A 16,900-nucleotide genomic window follows, 5' to 3' on the forward strand; every position below is an offset into this window, starting at 1 on the left:
GCGCGGGGCATCCCACGCACTTACGGAAGTCGATCAGAGCTTGACCGCCGCCTCGGCGGATCCATAGGCTCCGGCCACTGCGAGGCTTTCCCCCAAGAAGGGAACCCGAGACATGGCCCCATCGTCGCGTCCGTTCTGGACGGTCCCTCCGAGGCGGCTCGCGGGCGTCGCCGCGATCACGCTCCTGCTCGGCACGACTCCCCTGCTCGGCGGCACGCCAGCGGCGAGCGCCGCCCCACCGTCGACCTGCAGCAGCGACCCGACCGCCCGGCTGGCCGGCGTGCCGAGCCCCGAGGCGACGCTCGGCTTCCCCCTCGGCACCGGCCAGGAGCGGGTCGTCACCAACGACGAGGTCCGCACGTACCTCGGGGCCGTCGACCGCGCCTCCGACCGGGTCGTCACCGGAGTGCTGGCCACCAGCGTGCTCGGGCAACCCCTGCCGTACGCGGTGGTGTCCAACGAGCGCCACGTGCGGCCGTCCGCGCTGCGCACGATCGCCGACGACGTACGCGGCCTGCGTGATCCCCGCCGCACGAGCGCGCGGACGGCCGCCCGTACGGCGAAGGACAGCCCGGCCATCGTCTGGATCACCGCGAACGTGCACGGCGGCGAGAAGAGCGGCACCGACGCGGCCCTCAAGACGCTGTACGAGCTGGCCGCCGGCCTGTCCTGCGAGGTCGCCCGGCGCAACGACAACCTGGTCACCGTCATCGTGCCGACGCAGAACCCGGACGGACGCGACGCGACCCGGCGGCAGAACGAGTTCGGCTTCGACATGAACCGGGACTGGTTCGCCCGCACCCAGCAGGAGACCGACGGCAAGCTCGAACTGCTGCGCCGCTACCCGCCGCAGGTGTTCGTCGACGCGCACGAGATGGGCGGCCGGCAGTACTTCTTCCCGCCCAACGCCGACCCGATCCACCACGAGATCGCCGGCGAGGCCGTGGACTGGATCAACCGGATCGGCGAGGCCAACAAGGCCGGCTTCGGCTACAACGGCGCCTGCGACGACACCGTCACCACCGAGTGCTACTTCAACTACGACACGTACGACATGTTCTTCATGGGCTACGGCGACACCGTGCCCACCACCGGCTTCGGTGCGGCCGGCATGACGTACGAGAAGGGCAGCAGCTCGGCCGTCGCCGACCGCGTGCAGCAGCAGTTCCACACCCAGTGGTCGACGCTCGGCTGGGCCGCCGCCAACAAGCGCGAGGTGCTGGACGGCTACTTCGACATCTGGACCGACGCGCTCGCCCAGGGCCGGGCCGGCACGCTGGAGCCGAACGAGGTGGTGCAGCCCACCAACGAGGTCCAGTTCCCGGTGCCGGCCGTCACGATCCGCTCGTACTTCCTGCTGCCCGACCGGCAACTCGCCGACGTCCGCCGGCTCGTCGAGCGGCTGCGCCGCATGGACGTCGAGGTGTACGAGGTGCAGAAGCCCACCCGCGTACCCACCGCGCGCGTCTTCGGGGGCCGCAGCGCCACGAACGTCACGGTGCCCAAGGGCGCGTACTGGATCCCGATGGACCAGCCGCAGAAGCACTGGATCCAGGCGATCATGGGCGAGGACCCGTACGTGCCGTTCCCGTACTTCTACGACGTGTCCTCCTGGAGCAACCCGCTGCTGATGGGCGTCTCGACCATCTACACAGGCGACAACGTCCGTCCGAAAGCCCAGTTGGTCCGGGGGATCACCGGCGGCCGCAGCGGGCTGGCCTGGCCGTGGGGCTCCTACACGTACCCCCTGGACTCGGCCGCCGCCGCCGAGTTCACGTTCGCTCTGCTCGGCCGGGGTGTGCCGCTCGTGCGGGACCTCGACACCGGCCGGGTCGCGATCCCGGCGCGCAGCCTGAGCCGTACGGTCGACGACCTGGCGAGGGCCGCCGGGGTCACCCTCACCCCGGGCGGACAGCCCAGCGGCACCCCGCTCGACCTGCCCGACGTCGGGCTGTTCCAGGGCACCGGCATCTCCACCACGTCCGGCTCGCACGGCGAGGCCCGCTACGTGCTCGGCAAGCGGTGGGGACTCGACCTGAAGCCGGTCACCACGGCCGACATCAACGACAACACCGAGGCGTTCACCGGACGTACCGTGCTGCTGGTCCCCGACGGCAGCAACGCCACCGGGGGCCTGACCGCCGCCGGCCAGGCCAACCTGCGCGACTGGATCGCCCAGGGCCACACCTACGTCGGGCTACGCAACGAGGGCACCCGACTCGCCCGCGCCGCCGGACTCACCTCCACCACGGAGAAGACCAAACCGGCCGACTACCTGGTGATCGGCTCCCACCTGCGGGTCGACGTCGCCACCGACAACCCGGTCGCCCTGGGTCGCCCCGCCGAGGACTTCGAGTTCAACAACAGCGACCCGATCCTCACCCCGAGCAGCACCGGGACGAACGTGCTCACCTACCCGAGCGGCGACACGTTCTGGGCCAACGGCTACACCGTCGGCGCGGACATTCTCAAGGGCACGGCGGCCGTCGTCGACGAACCCACCGGCGCCGGTCGGGCGGTGCTGTTCGCGTTCAACCCGCTGTTTCGGGCGTACAACGAAAATGGTCTGCACCTGGTGGCGAACGCGCTGCTCTACCCGCCGGACGCGCCCGGCGCCCGACGGACGCCGGGCACCGACGCGGCGCGCGCCAGCGCCGCCGCCGCGCCGGTGACGGCGGACCTGGGCGGCGGCTGGCGACCAGTCACCATCGAGGTCGCGGCGACGGACCTGCCGCGCGCGCGGGCCGTCGTCGAACGCTTCACCACCGACGCGCGCACGACCGCGAAGGGCACCTCGGCGTACGTCGTGATCCCCAACCCGCAGGGCCTCCAGGCCGACGAACACCCCTTCACGAACGATCTGGTACGCGCGCTGCGCGCCTCCGGAGTGCCGCTGCGGTCGGTGGTCGCCTGACCGAACACGGTGTTCGGCACACGACCGAACTCCCCATTGACCCGGCCGTACAGAATGTCCTGTCAGGGCGGTCGACTCGACTTCGTCGACTACGGCGAGGGCGCACCCGGCGGCGGCATGAACGACGACTACTCCATCGTGCGGGACACCTGCGCCAACGGCGACGGAGTCCTGGGCCGGGTCTACCGCAACGGTGTCCTGATCGACACCAGGTACAACGGTGGCGGCTCCGGACGTTCGATGATCTGGGACCCGGTGCAGGTCTACGCCAACGACGTGGTCCGGATGGAGATCTGCGGGGCCAACGGTCCGGAGGACTACTTGGGCTACTCCTGCAACTACACCACCTTCCGCAGCATCGACGGCTGACGGAAATCCTCGTCGGCACCGGGCAGGCTGGCAGGTCGGGCCGCCTTGGCGTCCGGGCCGACGCGCGGGGCGGTGGTGGAGTTCGGGCGCTGTGGAGCTGATGTCGTCGACGAATCAGGGGCGCGAGCCGGGCGATTCCTTCGCGACATCAGCTCTAAAGCGTTCGTCCGATGGTGCGGCCCTGCTGGGCAGGGGCGATCATCCGTCCGCCGGCTACGACCGCCGGGCGACCTCGGTGACGAACGCCCGCCACGACGCCGGCCCGAAGACCAGGGCCGGCCCGTCGGAGTCCTTGGAGTCCCGCACACCGACGATGCCCGGCAGATCGTCCGCAACCTCGACGCAGTTGCCGCCACCAGACCCGCTACGAGTGGACTTACGCCACACAGCGGCGGTCAGGTCCATGACGTCACCACATCCCTCATCAGTTCTATCGACTGCCGGCGGGGAAGCGCCTCGCTGCGAACCATCTCCCACCTCGACATGAGATTATCCACATCTTCGTCACGGTCGATGACCACACCGCCGAGCTGATTCTCCATCTGTGCCACCCACTTGTGATCGGGTAGACGCGCCAGGCTGAACGGCCCGGTCAGGCCGACGTGCATACTGACCTCGTCCGGCAGCAGGTGGATGCTGACGTTCGGTCGCTCGGCCAGGGTGGTCAACTGCTTGATCTGCCCCTCCATGGTGTCGCGGAACTCCGTGCCGGCGCGGCGGAGCACCGCCTCGGCGATGACGGCGATGAACTGCGGGGCGTTCGCCTTCGTCAGGATCGCCTGGCGGTCGATCCGGTGCGTCAGCCGCTTCTCGACCTCGTCATCGCTCAACGTGTCATCGCAGCGGATGACCGCGCGGGCATAGCTCTTGAGGGCGCGGTCGGCGCCCTTGATGAAGTCCATCGTCAGCGCCCGCGTCTCGCTCTCGACGGCGCTGACGTGTGAGGCGCTGAATCCGGCACCTCGGCCGAACGATTCCTGCGTCATCCCGGCGGCTCCTCGGGCGCGACGGATCTCCCCGACGATGAACGCGGCGAGCGGACCTGCTGCACCTGACCCGTACCCGCCCGACGTGGCGCTGCGGCACCTGCGGAATTGCCTGGCCGTGCTCCGCGGCCAAGCTCCGCCTCCTCGCGACCTACCGGATGGATCGCCGGGCTCTGTTGGCCCACCTGACGGCGCTTCAGTCGGAGGCCGCCACCCAACTGGCCGCACTCAACCCGGACAATCCACCCACCGACCTGACCGACCGCTTCATCACCTGGGCCTCCGCCCGCTAGTCGAGCCCGGCGCGGGTCAGGGTACGGCGACCTGCACCAACACCGGGGTACGTCCGGTGGAGAGGTAGCCGCGCCCGGGTGGGCCGGTGAGGTACTGGTCGGCTTCCAGGGTGATGTTGTGGGCCACCGCCGTCGTCCGGTTGTTCGGGGCCAGCACGAGGCGGACCCCGGCCAGCATGACCGCGTTGACCAGGCGGGTGAGCGGGCTGGGGAAACCGGTCAACAGGGGTGCCGCGTCAGCAGTGACGATCAGGGCCCGCCGGCCGCGCGCCGAGGGATGGGCGATGTCGTCGAGTAGCGTCGGAGCGCTGGCGAAGCCCTGTTCGGTCGGCAGCACGCTGATCCGGTCGACGTCATCGACGACCACCGCGTACGGCTCGTCGGCGAAGGCCGCGACGGCCTCGCGGAGGTCGGTGTCCCTGATCGCGACACCGGTTACCACGCGGAGCCCGGGGTCGTCGGAGAGCAGCCCCGGCAGCGGGGACTGCGGCGGCGCGACGGCGAGTACGGCGATGCCGCGTCGCCGTAGCGCGTGCGCCACCGTGGCGGCTGCCGTCGTACGGCCGGTCCCTCCGGTTCCGGAGATCAGCATCAGGTGCGGCCCGGCCGCGAACAGGTCGACGCCGACGGTGGCCGTGTCGGGTCCACCGATGCCCAGCGGTATCCACGTGGGCCGACCCTGGTTGGCCGCGGGGGTGTCGAGCACGGCGAGGTCGACGCGGGGCGGTAGGGCGGGGAACCGCCGGGGCAGCCGGTGCGCGGGCGTGGCGGCCGTCCCGGCGGCGAGGTCCGCGACCGATCGGGTGGGCAGGCACACCTGCACGTGCCGGCCGCTGCCGGCGTCGATGGCTCGTCCGGGCAGGACGGGCGGGCTGGCCATGCCGGTCAGCAGCTGCATCCGCCGGGTCTCTTCCATCGGAAACGGCAGGAGGAGTCGTCGGTTGTAGAGGGTCGGCAGCCGGTGGGTGAGCATGTCCTGGCCGCCGATCGCCACGACGTGCACCCCGAGCGGCGTACCCGCGCTGATGACGCCGCGCAGGGTGGCGACCAGGGACGTCTCGACGAAGCTCGGGTCGCCGTGGTCCTCGAAGTGCTCCCAACCGTCGATGACGACGACGATGTGCGGTCGCGCGGTGTCCGGCGGGGGCACGGTGGCGGCGCGGCGCTGGATCTCCTCGTCGAGCCAGGTGACCAGGCGACGGATCCGGTCGGGTTCGGCGGGCGAGAAGACGCCGCCGCAGTGTGGCAACGCCGCGTACTCGGCCAGGCCCGCCGGGTGCCGTTCCACCACGTACAGGTGCGCCTGGTCGGGTCGGAACCGGCCGACCAGGCCGGTGATCAGCATCCGGGCGAAGGTCGTCCGGCCGGACTGCGGACCGCCGGCGACGAGCAGCCGGTCGACCCCGGTGAGGTCGAGGAACTCCGCCGGCTGCGCCTGGCGTGCCGGGTCGTCGGCGAGGCCGACCGGTACGGCCGTCGGCGGCGCGGCGACCGTACACCGGGACGGAAGCTCGTCCACGGTCAGCGTGGCCGGCAGCGGTGGCAGCACCGGCCGGAAGGGCGCCCCCAACCCGGTCAGCGCCGACGCCGCCTCGATCGCCGCGATGGTGAGCTCCTGATCGGTGGGTCCGCCACCGGTCCTCGACGTGGTGACGGGTCGTGGGGTGCCAAGGTCCGTCCAGCTCAGGACCCGGACCAGAGCCGGGGCGGCCCCGCCCGCGGGCGGCGGGTCGCCGAGATAGCCGGACTGGAACGGTTGCGGGACGCGGCTCTCGGCGGTGGTGCACAGGATCATGCCGCGTCCGCGCAGCGCACCCGGGATGCTGGCGGCGTCCGGCACACCGAGCACCTCGCTGCTGTCCGCGGCCTCGTTCTGTCGCAGGCTGATCCGTAGGGAAACGTTGTTCTTCAACTCGGGCGACAGCTTGCCCTGCAGCGACTGGGTGGCCAGGACGAGGTGCATGCCCAGTGACCGGCCCTTCGCAGCCACGTTCACCAGTTCCTTGACGAAGTCCGGAGAGGCGTCCAGCACACGCCCGAACTCGTCGAAGATCAGCACCAGTCGCGGCAGCGGCGGCAGGGCCGTGCCGCTCAGCCGCCTCTGCCAGTACCTGTCGATCTCGCCGTCGTAGCGGGCCAGCAGGGACTCGCGACGGCTCACCTCCGCCCGGATCGAGGCGAGGACCCGGGCCGCCGCCGCGTCGTCGAACACGTCGGCGGCGGTCTCACCGGTGGACCGGATGAGGGCGACGACGTGTGGGCAGCGCTCGAACGGAAGAAAGGCGCTGCCGCCCTTGAAGTCGACGAGCACCAGGTTGAGTTCATCCGGCCGGTTGGCCAGCAGCAACGACGTGACAAGGGTTTGCAGCAGGATGCTCTTGCCGGCGCCCGTCGCGCCGCCCAGCATGGTGTGCGGGCCCTGGTCGGCGAGGTCGACGGGCACCGGCCCGGTCCCGTCCGCGCCGAGCACCACCCGGGTCTGCGGACCTCGACCCCGCTCCCACAGCGCCAGCACGTCGGCGGCGGTGGGCGTGCCGAGGCCGAGGAGGTCCAGCAGGCGAACCGCCCGTGGGATGGCGTTCTGGACCGCCCCGATCGTCGCCCGGTCCCGCATCGGCGCCAACGCCCGCGCCAACCGTTCGCCGGTCGTCGCGTCGACCCGGTCGGCGTCGACCGTCACCGTCTGACCGTCGGGGCTGGCGGTGAGACGGGTCGAATCCCCCGCCGTCTCGATCAACCCTCGGCACTCGTTCATGCTGTGCCGGTCGGCGCAGATCAGGTACACGCCGACCGTCGGCCCGTCCCGCAGCACCTCGTCCATCCCGGGCAGGTCGCGCAGCGCCAGCGCGCCGTCGAGAATGACGACGACGTCCGCGGACCGCTGCGGGTCGCGCTCGGCACGCCGGGACGCGACGAGGGTACGCAGCTCCCGTACCCGCTCGGCGCGGGTGGCGGCGGTGTTGCCGATCCGGCACGAGTACGGCACCGCGTCACCCGCGTCGACGTGCGGCAGCCAGCGCGCCCAGCTCAGGTCGGCCGTCCCCGCGGCACTGAGCAGCACCATCCGCAGGTCGTCGGGGGCGCGCAGGGTGGCCAGTTGCAGCAGCAGCCACCGTAGGACGTCGTGCACCGTCCCGTCCGGGCCGGCGAGGCCGAGCACCCCGACGGCGGCCAGGTCCACGGTGACCGGTACGGCCGACAGCGTCGGCGGGCGGAACTCGGGCCAGGGCTCACCGCGTACCGTCACCGACGCCGGCTCGTCGGCCACGCCCACCCGCAGCGCCAACGCGTGCGGTGATCCGGCGCGCCGGGTCCACAGGCCGGACCGCACACCGCCGGCGATGTCGACGATCTCGGCGGGGCCCGGCGCGAGCGTCCGGCGTACCCGCTGCTCGGCCTCGACCTGGGCGGCGATCGCGGCCTCGACGGCCTTCTTCGCCCTGGCGAACTCGGCCTGGCGCTCCGCGTCCTGCTTCTCCTGCGCGGACTGGTTGAGCAGAAGAGCGCCGACGGAGACCGCCGCGCCGAGCAGCAGGATCGGCGTGTGGGTGAAAAGGGCGACCGCCACCGAGCCCACACCGCCCAGCAGGATGCCGGCAACCACCGGCCGCCGTGCGACCATCGGCCGCACCGGCATGGACACCTCGATGGTGGGGATCACCGGTGCGCGGGCGAAGGCGCGGTCGAAGTCGACGCGCCCGTCCTGCGCCCGGACCGCTCGCCGCGCCTCGTCGGGCAGGGGCGTCCACCGCAGCTCGTTCCCGCCGATCCGCACCACGCTCGTCGGTGTCACGACGCTCGTGTGCGTGATCCGGGCGCCGTCGACGAACGTCCCGTTGCTCGATCCGCCGTCCGTGAGGGTGGCCGTGCCGTCCGACGACACCTCCAGCACGGCGTGCGTGCGGCGCGAGACGTCCGCGTCGCGCAGCGGCAGCGCCGCCGACGATCGGCGGGCGACCTCGTGGGCTCCGGGTCGCAGCGCGGCGGCCAGGCCGGAGTCCGGGCCGGCAACCACATCGAGTACGCCCACCGCGCCCTCGGTGACGAGATGGCCGGCCGGTCCGGGGCCGCCCACGCTGAGCACCGAGCCGTTCAGCAGCGGGACGTCCGCCAGGCGCGCGGCCGGGTCCAGCGCGACCGCCCCGGCGAAGCATCGGCGGCCCGTCGCCGGTACGGGCAGCGCCGCCAGCAGGGATCGCACGCTCGTGGCCGGTACGGCGTCGACCTCGATGTCGGACGTCGCCCCCGTGTCGGCGTCCCGTACGGTCATCCGCAGGATCATCGGGGCCCCCTCACCGGGCCGGTCCGTAGGTCCACAGCCGCAGCCCTTCGTCACCGCCGAGGGCGACGACGTCGCCGTGCGGGGCCATCGCCACCGCATCGGACGGCAGGGGGTCGGAGTCCAGGAAGCCCTGCTTGTACCGGTACGCCGTCCGGGCGGTGGTGGTGTGCCAGATCCGCACCTCGCCCTGCTCGGCCGTCACGACGAGGTCGCCGGGCCCGAAGGCGGCCGCGCCGGGAGGGCCCGATCCACCGTCGAGGGTCGCCACGACGGCGCTGGAGCCGGTGGCACGGACCAGCGTCTCCCCGTCGGACCTGATCTCCAACCACGGCGCGACGGGTCCGTTGATCCGGGCGCCGCTACGGCCGCTGGCCACCTCCCAGGCGCGTACCCCGCCCTGCCAGTCGAGGCCCACGAGAACACGTCCGTCCGGAGTGAAGCGGATCGTCTCGACCTTCATATCCCCCGCCGACAGGTCGATCGGCTTGGTGGGCGAGGCCACCGGCCACAGCTTGACCCGGTTGGAACCGACGGCCGCGATGCTGTCCCCACCCGGAGCGAACAGCAATCGGGTGACCCGGTCGTACTCGCCGAAAACCAGCGTCGTCCGGACCTGGTGGCTGGCGACGTCCCAGAGCTTGACGACGCCGTCACGCCCGCCGGTGGCGAGGGTTCTGCCGTCGGGGCTGAAGGCGAGCACCTCGACCTCCTCGCGGTGCCCCGGGACGACAGCTGCCGTCTTCCTCGTCGCCACATCCCAGAAGGTGATCGCGAACGTTCCGGCGTCGGCGCTGGCGAGCGTCGCACCGTCCGGGCTGAACGCCACCGCACTGATGTCGGTGTCACCCAGCGTCACCATCGTCGAGTTCCGCTGGTGCACGAGGAGATGGCCGCCCAGGATCAGGCCGGCGAACAGCACGAACCGCAGCAGCACCCCGGCCCGGCGGGGGCCGAGCGGTTGGAACGCCCGAGCCGACCAGGCCGGCACCTCCCCGGACTGCTCGATCCGTACGTGATCTGGGACGAGAGCGCCCAGTCGGGCTGCCAACGTCCGCGGGCCTACGCCGATGTCCCCGACGATCCACGTGCGCCCCCGGCCGCTGCGCTCCTGCGGCGCCTGGAACACCCGCCCGTGCGACGGCCCGGGCGTCGGCGCACGGGCCGACAGCTCGATGCCGAGCCGGGAGGTGCCGGTGGGCGACCCGGCGCCGGGCCACACCGCGATGCCCGCGACATGCGTGTAGGGCAGGTCCGGAGGTGATCCGCGCGATCCCTGGAAGCGGAGGGAGTCCGGACCGAACCGCAGCGCGCCGTGCCACGGGTCGACGACCGCCTCGACCAGCGTCCAACCGGCCAACCCCAGCACGGTGACGGCGACGGGGATCGGCATCCATTCGGGAAAGGCGCTGGCCGTCACCAACTCGACGAACAGGACAGCCGCCCAGATCGCGAGAACCACCATGACCAGCCGAGCCAGCACGAGGGTCTGCACGGTCTTCTCGGGTATCTCGACCGGGAACGCGGTGGCCTGCGCTCCGGTCGCCGGTGGTGGTGTCCCCGCGCTCTGCCGCTGGCGCGGTGCGGTGGGCCCGTCCGGTTGCACGGTCGTGGCCTGCCGCTCCCAGGTCTCCTCGATCGGGTCGGCGTCGGGGTCGACGTCGTCGGGAGCGGGAGGGTCGGGTTCGGGGGCCGCCGCGGCGGTGTCGTCCCGGCGGCCCGTCGCTGCGGCACCGACCCCGACGGCGAGCAGGTCGCGGGCCTGCTGGACGGTGAGCCGGTGCGTGACATCCCGGGTGAGCAGGCCGGAGATCACCGCCGCCAGCGGCTCCCCACACGTCATGGCCGGGATGTCGTCGTACAGGATGGCGTGCAGGGTGGCCGCGGTGGACGTGCGCTCGAACGGCAACTCACCGGTGACGGCCTGGGCGAGGGTCACCCCCGCCGACCAGAGATCGGCCGCCGGCGTGGGATCACTGCCGTGGAACAGCTCGGGTGCGAGGTACCCGGTCGAGCCCATCATCCCGTGGCGGGTCAGGCGGGCGTCCCCCGCCGCCTGGGCGATGCCGAAGTCGAGCAACTTCACCCCGTCGCCGGGAAGTACGATGATGTTGCTGGGTTTGACGTCGCGGTGCACGACACCGACCGAGTGCGCGGCGTCCAACGCGTCCAGCATGCGTACGGCGATCGCGGTGGCCCGGGCCGGCGGCAACGGCCCCTCCTGGTCGAGGAGGTCGGCCAGCGTGGGGGCGTCCACCAGCTCCGTCACGATGTAGGCGGCCTCGTCGTCGCCGCTGGCCGGCACGAGGTCGTGGATCGCCACCACCGCCGGGTGGTTGATCTGCCCGGCGGTACGGGCCTCCCGCAGCGCCCGCTCGCCGAACAACAGGCGATCCTCGCCGGTCAGGCCGGCCGGTGCGCGGACCTCCTTGACCGCGACGACGCGCCCGATCAGCTCGTCGGTCGCGCGCCAGACCACACCCATGCCACCTCGGCCGAGCACGCTCTCCAACCGGTAGCGGCCTGCGACGAGCCGCTGCGCCGGCTGGGGATCTGGCACCCTCGCGCTCCTTGCCATCGAGCACTACAGTCGGCGCGTACGATACTCCGCCCGATCACGGCCCGGTGTCCGTCCACAGCAGACGCGTCCGGCCGGTGGAACCAGTCGGCAACGGCCGGCGAGGCCAGCTCCGATCGACGGAGATCCGGCTTCCGGAGGGGGTCACGGGCGATGGCGACAGGGTTCGGTTTCGATCGGAACGCGGTCGTCGACGCCGCCCGACAGTTGACGCAGGTACGTTCGGAGCTGGAGTCGACCGGGCAGCAGATCCCGCGCCTCGCGCCGACCGGTTCACCGGACGTCGACGTCGCCCTGCGGGAGTTCACGACGACGGCGACCCGGCACGAGAGCGGCCTGATGACCGCCGTGGCGGCGACGGCGACCCGGCTCGACGGCGTGGTCACGGGCCACGCCCAGCTCGACAACTCGCTCGGCAGTCGGTTGCCGACCGACCAACCTGCGAAGGAGAAGACTCATGAGTGACGTCAGCGTCGGCTACGAGGGTCTCCAGTCGGCGGCCCGGAACCTGGCCAGCGGGCAGGAGGAGATGACCCAGAAGCTGACCGCGCTGAAGGCGATGATCGACCAGCTGGTCAACAGTGAGTTCCGTACCCAACTGGCGTCGGGTCGCTTCCAGGACTCCTACCAGCAGTGGACCACCGGTGCCCAGAACATGATCAGTGGCCTGGAGGGCATGTCGTCGTTCCTGGTGGGGGTCGTCCGCGAGCACCAGGAGCTGGACGCCCGGCTGGCCGGGGGCATCAACGGCTGAGCACCGGCCGACATGGACGACTGGCAGGTCCTCGACCTCTACGACGGTGATCCGACCCCCGGCGACCCGGCCTCGATCCAGGCGATGGCGGCCGACCTCCGACGTCGGTCCACGACGGCCGGTGGCCAACAGGCCCGGCTGCGTTCCATCGCGGCGAACAGCGGAGCGCTGGCCCTGCGGGGCGACTTCGCCGCGACCGTGCACCGCGAGCTCGCAGAGCTGCCCGACCAGGCGAAAGCGCTGGCCGACGCCTACCTCGCCGGCGCGCAGGCGCTGGCCGTCTTCGCCGAGGAGCTGGCGCGCGCCCAGGCACAGTCCCGGGCCGCGCTGCGTCTCGGAATGGCCGCCGACAGCCAGTACCGCAACCTGCTCGGTCAGTTCACCGGTCTGACCGGTCGGCGCACCTACGGTCCGGGTGTCTGGCGCGGGCTCAACGAGACGTACGCGGCGGGGGAACGCGAGCCGGTCTTCTCGATGGTGCTGCGCATCGGTCAGGCCGCGCGGCTGTGCGAGGCCGAACGTGAGCAGGCGCGGTCCTCCGCTTTGCAGGCGAAGGAGCTGTACCAGTCGGCCGCCGCGAGCTGCGCCGCCGCGATCCGCGCCGCGACGCTGTCCGCGGCGGCCACGGTGCGCGACCCGGCGGCAGGTGCGGCAGATCCGACCACGCCGTCGAAGAGCATCCCCGGGCCGGCCGGCAAGACACCGCTGAAAACTCCACACCCGCGGCACAACCTGAACAGCATCCAACCCGGAAGCCGTGCGAAGGGGGCCAACACCGTCGTCCTGCCGGGCACGGATGTCGCCCGGGACATCGACGATATCAACAACGGGCGGGCGCGCTGGGACGCCGGCCGGCAGCGTTACCTCGTGAACGGACGCACCTACTTCTACAAGGGTGGAAGAGTCGTCCCCGAGTCGGGCCCCGGTCTCGAGGCGTTAAAACGCCAGGAGTACAAGGCGTTGCAGACGTACATCGAGTTCGAGGGCGACCTCGACGCGGCCAATGCCCGGCTGGCCCGGGACCCGTACATAACGCAGGCCGATCGGGATCGGGCGCTTGAGGTCTTCCGCCAGCACAGGATGTACCGGGGTGATTCACGATGATCTACCAGATCCAGTTCGAGCAGGAGATTCCCGCCGCGGCTCTGCGCACGTTCCTTATGAAGAGCTACGGCATCGCGCCCGAGGCGGTCTATGTCGGCCGGACAGCCGACCGCTCGCCGGACGACCCTCGGCCCGTCGCCATGTTCACCCCGCCCGAGTCCGGCGAGCGGTTCGGCTGGACCCTGACCGGTGACACCGATCTGGCCGACGCCACCGGCCAGGGGGAACTGGACGTGGCGATCGCACTGGCCCGCGCCTTCGGGGTCCGGGCCGTCGTCGACGACGGGAGCATCCACCCGGACATCTGGCGGCTGGTCAGCACGGACGGCAGCAATGGACTGGTGCTCACCGACGAGGACGCCGCCGCCACGGGCGACCTGCGGATCGTGCAGGCTCTCGAACCGATCAGTGGTGAGCCCCAGCTTCCCGTCGTGCCGATGCCGGACTGGACCGACGACTGATGATCGGGAGTGGACGACGGGGCGGTCCGGCCGCCCGCAGCGCTACGGCTTGCGGGCCACGCCGCTGTAGCCGGTGCGGGCCACCTCGGCGTCGACGGTGGCCGGCGGCTCGGGGTACGGCCACATGTTGACCAGACCGGGCGACTCGAGGACGAAGTCGCCGAAGAACCGGGTGACGTCCGCGTGGCCGCGCGGCACGAACGGGCTGTTCGCGCGGGCGTAGATCGCGGAGATCCGGGCCATCAGGTCGGGGTGCGCGTCGGTGCTGGCGTGCGACAGCGCAAGGTGGCTGCCGGGCGCGAGCGCGTCGCGGTAGGCCGCCACGATGCGCTGCGGGGCCTGCTCGTCGGGCACCAGGTGCAGCACGAACATCATGAGGACCGCGACCGGGCTGTCGAAGTCGATGGCGGCGGCGACCTCCGGGTGACCGAGCACCTCGGCGGGTCGACACAGGTCGGCCTGGACCACCGACACCGTCGTCGCGTCCGCGAGCAGGGCACGCCCGTGAGCGCAGACGACCGGGTCGTTGTCGACGTAGACGACGCGTACGCCCGGGTCGATGCGGTGGGCGATCTCGTGCACGTTGTCACGCGTGGGAAGCCCGGAGCCGAGGTCCAGGATCTGCCGGACGCCCTTCTCCTCCACGAGGTGGCGGACGGTGCGGGCGATCAGGTCGCGGCCCTGCCGGGCGGCCTCGGGCATCCACGGCGCGACCTGCAACACCATCTCGGCGGCGGCCCGGTCGGCGGCGAAGTTGTCCTTGCCGCCGAGGTAGTAGTCGAACATCCGCGCCGCGTTCGGCCGGTCGGTCTGGAGGTTCACCCCGGGCTCGGACTGCGTCATGGCCGACCACCTCTCCCCCTGCCGAGCCAGCAGCATAGCGTCCACCATGGCCGGTCATCCTGCCCCGGGTAGTACGTATCCGACCCGCCGTCAACCCTCTGCCAACGACTCGAGGATCGAGAGGAACGCGGCCTCGTGCGCCGCAGGGATACGAGAGAGCAGAGAGGCACGTACGGCATCTGCGTGCACGGGCCGGGCGGCGACCGCGCGCTCGGAGCCGAGGTCCGTGATGGTCACCATCATGCCTCCGGGAACTCCCGACCGCGTCACCAGGCCGCGCTGTTCCATGCGTGTCAGTTGGTGTGACAGACGGCTCCGATGCCACTTCATGGAGGTGGCCAGCTCGTTCTGCCGTAGTTGCCCGTCACCGAGGTCGATCAGCCGCGTCAGGATGCCGAAGTCCGGGTCCGAGAGACCGGTGACGCCGTCGACCTGTTCGGCGACGTGTGCTCGCACCCTGTCGGACGCGGCCTTCCAGGCGTGCCAGACCCGCATCTCGTCCGCGCTCAGGAGCTTGCCCACGGTTACATGCTACCTCCGTGTTGATACAACAACACCTCCCGTGGCACGCTGTTGTCATGACAACACATACCAGCCCGTTGGCTCTGGTGACCGGCGGCAACAAGGGGATCGGTAACGCCATCGTCCGAGGCCTCGCCACGAGGGGTTTCACCGTGCTGCTCGGCGCTCGCAGCCTCGACGCCGGCCGTGCCGCCGCCGCCAGCCTCGACGGAGACGTACGTCCCGTGCACCTCGACGTGACCGACCAGGGGCAGGTCGACGCGGTGGCCGATGGGGTCGCCCAGGAGTTCGGACACCTGGACGTGCTGGTCAACAACGCCGGCGTCAACACCCTGACGTTCCGCGACATCGACCACCTGCCCAGGCCGAGCGAGGAGACCGTGGAGGACTTCAAGAACGTCTACCAGGTCAACGTCTTCGGCGTCGTACGCATGATGCACGCCTTCCTACCTCTGCTGATCAGGGCCGAGGCTCCCCGAGTGGTCAACGTGACCAGCAAGCGCGGCTCGATCGGCGAGCCGGGTGCGTGGGTCGGCCAACCGTCGATGGTCTACTCCAGCTCGAAGACCGCCCTGAACGCGCTCACCGTCCACTACGCGCGCGAGTTCGCCGGCACCACGCTGAAGATCAACGGTGCGGCTCCGGGCCATGTCGCCACCGACTTCAACAACTTCCGCGGTACCCGGACGCCCGATGAGGGCGCCGCCGTCGCGGTCCGCCTGGCCACTCTCGGAGCGGATGGCCCCACCGGTGTCGTGTTCGAGGACGAGGTCGAGCTGGCCTGGTGACCATGCACCGATGCGCGTGCGGGACAAATGTCCTGGCCGACCGCGTACCGGTGACTCTGCCCGCGCCACCCACGCCTGCCTAGCGTGACAGGCATGGATGACACAGCCGTACGCCTCAGCGGCCTCACCCGGCGGTTCGGTCCGGTCCGAGCCGTCGACGGGCTCGACCTGACGATCGCGCGGGGCAGCTCCGTCGCCCTGCTCGGGCCCAACGGCGCCGGTAAGACCACCACGATCTCGATCATGTTGGGTCTGGATCGGCCGGACAGCGGCACCGCCACCGTGTTCGGTCGGCCGCCGGCCGATGCGGTCCGGGCCGGACAGGTGGGCGCGATGCTCCAGGACGCCGGCTGGGCGTCCAGCGCGACCGTCCGCGAGGTCGTCGACCTCGCCCGGGCGCTCTACCCGCGAGCGATGGCCACCGGGCAGGTGCTGGCGCTGGCCGGGCTGACCGAGCGCGCCGGCCGCCGCCTCGACAAACTCTCCGGCGGCGAGGCACAGCGCGCCCGGTTCGCGTTCGCGCTGGCCGGCGATCCGGACCTGCTGGTCCTCGACGAACCCACCGCCGCGCTGGACGTCGCCGCCCGGCAGGCGTTCTGGGCGGCCATCGACCGGTACACCGCCGACGGGCACACCGTCCTGTTCAGCACCCACCACCTGCACGAGGCGGACGAGTTCGCCGACCGGGTCGTGGTGCTCGCCGCGGGGCGGGTCGTGGCCGACGGGCCGCCCGCGCGCATCCGCGCGCTAGCCGGCGGCCGTACCGTCTCCTTCGACCTCGCCGGCGGGCCGCTCGACGGCCTCGACGCGCTCCCCGGGGTCCGCTCGGTGCAGGTCCGGGGCGACCGGGTCGCGCTCACCACCGACGACGCCGACGCCACCGTCCTCGCCCTGGCCGGCACGCGCGGCTTCCAGGGCCTGGAGGTCACCACCGCCGCCCTGGACGCCGCCTTCCTCACCCTCACCGCGACACCAACGACCCGCACCGCGACACCGACGGAGCACTGAC

The 16,900-nt window shown here is 71.6% G+C and carries 15 protein-coding genes; 9 read left to right on the forward strand and 6 right to left on the reverse strand.

The window, feature by feature from the left end:
• Positions 1-112 precede the first annotated feature (112 nt).
• Together ACTFTM_RS19075 and ACTFTM_RS19080 are read left to right on the forward strand one after the other, a co-directional pair.
• Entirely contained in the window at positions 113-2,914 is a 2,802-nt protein-coding gene (locus ACTFTM_RS19075; RefSeq protein WP_449561829.1) for a M14 family zinc carboxypeptidase, read from the forward strand.
• Between the two features lie 54 nt (positions 2,915-2,968).
• Complete coding sequence (locus tag ACTFTM_RS19080; RefSeq protein ID WP_449561830.1) at positions 2,969-3,283, forward strand: hypothetical protein; 315 nt, start codon at positions 2,969-2,971, stop codon at positions 3,281-3,283.
• Between the two features lie 213 nt (positions 3,284-3,496).
• Here ACTFTM_RS19080 and ACTFTM_RS19085 read toward each other — a convergent pair whose 3' ends face one another.
• Positions 3,497-3,688 carry a DUF397 domain-containing protein gene (locus tag ACTFTM_RS19085; protein WP_449561831.1) on the reverse strand — a complete coding sequence of 64 codons (192 nt, stop codon included), beginning with the start codon at positions 3,686-3,688 and terminating at the stop codon, positions 3,497-3,499.
• Complete coding sequence (locus ACTFTM_RS19090; RefSeq protein ID WP_449561832.1) at positions 3,679-4,269, reverse strand: DUF5753 domain-containing protein; 591 nt, start codon at positions 4,267-4,269, stop codon at positions 3,679-3,681. The genes ACTFTM_RS19085 and ACTFTM_RS19090 overlap by 10 nt, the downstream gene beginning before the upstream one ends.
• A 158-nt stretch (positions 4,270-4,427) precedes the next feature.
• Here ACTFTM_RS19090 and ACTFTM_RS19095 point away from each other — a divergent pair, with 158 nt between their 5' ends.
• The gene (locus ACTFTM_RS19095; protein ID WP_449561833.1) at positions 4,428-4,562 is read left to right on the forward strand and encodes a hypothetical protein; all 135 of its coding nucleotides are present in this window, start codon (positions 4,428-4,430) and stop codon (positions 4,560-4,562) included.
• A 16-nt stretch (positions 4,563-4,578) separates the two neighbouring features.
• Here the strand turns inward: ACTFTM_RS19095 and ACTFTM_RS19100 are convergent, their stop codons facing one another.
• Positions 4,579-8,832, reverse strand: coding sequence for an FtsK/SpoIIIE domain-containing protein (locus ACTFTM_RS19100; protein ID WP_449561834.1), 4,254 nt, complete (start codon positions 8,830-8,832; stop codon positions 4,579-4,581).
• 22 nt (positions 8,833-8,854) lie between these two features.
• A complete protein-coding gene (locus tag ACTFTM_RS19105; RefSeq protein ID WP_449561835.1) occupies positions 8,855-11,401 on the reverse strand; it encodes a WD40 repeat domain-containing serine/threonine protein kinase in 2,547 nt (848 codons plus the stop codon).
• A gap of 171 nt (positions 11,402-11,572) precedes the next feature.
• Between ACTFTM_RS19105 and ACTFTM_RS19110 the strand changes: the two genes are divergently transcribed.
• Genes ACTFTM_RS19110 through ACTFTM_RS19125 form a run of 4 tightly spaced genes read left to right on the forward strand, consistent with a single transcriptional unit; the run spans position 11,573 to position 13,738 of the window.
• Positions 11,573-11,884: a hypothetical protein gene (locus ACTFTM_RS19110; protein WP_449561836.1), complete on the forward strand. Its 312-nt coding sequence runs from the start codon at positions 11,573-11,575 to the stop codon at positions 11,882-11,884.
• Complete coding sequence (locus tag ACTFTM_RS19115; protein ID WP_449561837.1) at positions 11,877-12,173, forward strand: WXG100 family type VII secretion target; 297 nt, start codon at positions 11,877-11,879, stop codon at positions 12,171-12,173. Before ACTFTM_RS19110 ends, ACTFTM_RS19115 begins: the two co-directional genes overlap by 8 nt.
• A gap of 12 nt (positions 12,174-12,185) precedes the next feature.
• Positions 12,186-13,277 carry a hypothetical protein gene (locus tag ACTFTM_RS19120; RefSeq protein WP_449561838.1) on the forward strand — a complete coding sequence of 364 codons (1,092 nt, stop codon included), beginning with the start codon at positions 12,186-12,188 and terminating at the stop codon, positions 13,275-13,277.
• Entirely contained in the window at positions 13,274-13,738 is a 465-nt protein-coding gene (locus tag ACTFTM_RS19125) for a hypothetical protein (RefSeq protein ID WP_449561839.1), read from the forward strand. Before ACTFTM_RS19120 ends, ACTFTM_RS19125 begins: the two co-directional genes overlap by 4 nt.
• 42 nt (positions 13,739-13,780) lie before the next feature.
• Here ACTFTM_RS19125 and ACTFTM_RS19130 read toward each other — a convergent pair whose 3' ends face one another.
• Both ACTFTM_RS19130 and ACTFTM_RS19135 read right to left on the reverse strand, forming a co-directional pair.
• Positions 13,781-14,581: an SAM-dependent methyltransferase gene (locus ACTFTM_RS19130; RefSeq protein ID WP_449561840.1), complete on the reverse strand. Its 801-nt coding sequence runs from the start codon at positions 14,579-14,581 to the stop codon at positions 13,781-13,783.
• A gap of 90 nt (positions 14,582-14,671) precedes the next feature.
• Positions 14,672-15,103 (reverse strand): MarR family winged helix-turn-helix transcriptional regulator, encoded by a 432-nt coding sequence (locus ACTFTM_RS19135; RefSeq protein WP_449561841.1) that lies wholly within the window; start codon positions 15,101-15,103, stop codon positions 14,672-14,674.
• Between the two features lie 56 nt (positions 15,104-15,159).
• On the opposite strand from ACTFTM_RS19135, the gene ACTFTM_RS19140 reads away from it, so the two are divergent.
• Together ACTFTM_RS19140 and ACTFTM_RS19145 are read left to right on the forward strand one after the other, a co-directional pair.
• Positions 15,160-15,891 (forward strand): SDR family NAD(P)-dependent oxidoreductase, encoded by a 732-nt coding sequence (locus ACTFTM_RS19140; RefSeq protein WP_449561842.1) that lies wholly within the window; start codon positions 15,160-15,162, stop codon positions 15,889-15,891.
• 93 nt (positions 15,892-15,984) lie between these two features.
• Positions 15,985-16,899, forward strand: coding sequence for an ABC transporter ATP-binding protein (locus ACTFTM_RS19145; RefSeq protein WP_449561843.1), 915 nt, complete (start codon positions 15,985-15,987; stop codon positions 16,897-16,899).
• Position 16,900 lies beyond the last annotated feature (1 nt).

The organism is Micromonospora sp. RB23 (genome assembly GCF_053585025.1).

Coding starts and splice junctions, on each gene's coding strand:
- ACTFTM_RS19125 (WP_449561839.1), top strand. CDS start 13,274: ATGATCTACCAGATCCAGTTCGAGCAGGAGATTCCCGCCGCGGCTCTG.
- ACTFTM_RS19085 (WP_449561831.1), bottom strand. CDS start 3,688: ATGGACCTGACCGCCGCTGTGTGGCGTAAGTCCACTCGTAGCGGGTCT.
- ACTFTM_RS19090 (WP_449561832.1), bottom strand. CDS start 4,269: ATGACGCAGGAATCGTTCGGCCGAGGTGCCGGATTCAGCGCCTCACAC.
- ACTFTM_RS19115 (WP_449561837.1), top strand. CDS start 11,877: ATGAGTGACGTCAGCGTCGGCTACGAGGGTCTCCAGTCGGCGGCCCGG.
- ACTFTM_RS19130 (WP_449561840.1), bottom strand. CDS start 14,581: ATGACGCAGTCCGAGCCCGGGGTGAACCTCCAGACCGACCGGCCGAAC.
- ACTFTM_RS19120 (WP_449561838.1), top strand. CDS start 12,186: ATGGACGACTGGCAGGTCCTCGACCTCTACGACGGTGATCCGACCCCC.
- ACTFTM_RS19080 (WP_449561830.1), top strand. CDS start 2,969: ATGTCCTGTCAGGGCGGTCGACTCGACTTCGTCGACTACGGCGAGGGC.
- ACTFTM_RS19100 (WP_449561834.1), bottom strand. CDS start 8,832: ATGACCGTACGGGACGCCGACACGGGGGCGACGTCCGACATCGAGGTC.
- ACTFTM_RS19095 (WP_449561833.1), top strand. CDS start 4,428: ATGGATCGCCGGGCTCTGTTGGCCCACCTGACGGCGCTTCAGTCGGAG.
- ACTFTM_RS19145 (WP_449561843.1), top strand. CDS start 15,985: ATGGATGACACAGCCGTACGCCTCAGCGGCCTCACCCGGCGGTTCGGT.
- ACTFTM_RS19140 (WP_449561842.1), top strand. CDS start 15,160: ATGACAACACATACCAGCCCGTTGGCTCTGGTGACCGGCGGCAACAAG.
- ACTFTM_RS19110 (WP_449561836.1), top strand. CDS start 11,573: ATGGCGACAGGGTTCGGTTTCGATCGGAACGCGGTCGTCGACGCCGCC.
- ACTFTM_RS19075 (WP_449561829.1), top strand. CDS start 113: ATGGCCCCATCGTCGCGTCCGTTCTGGACGGTCCCTCCGAGGCGGCTC.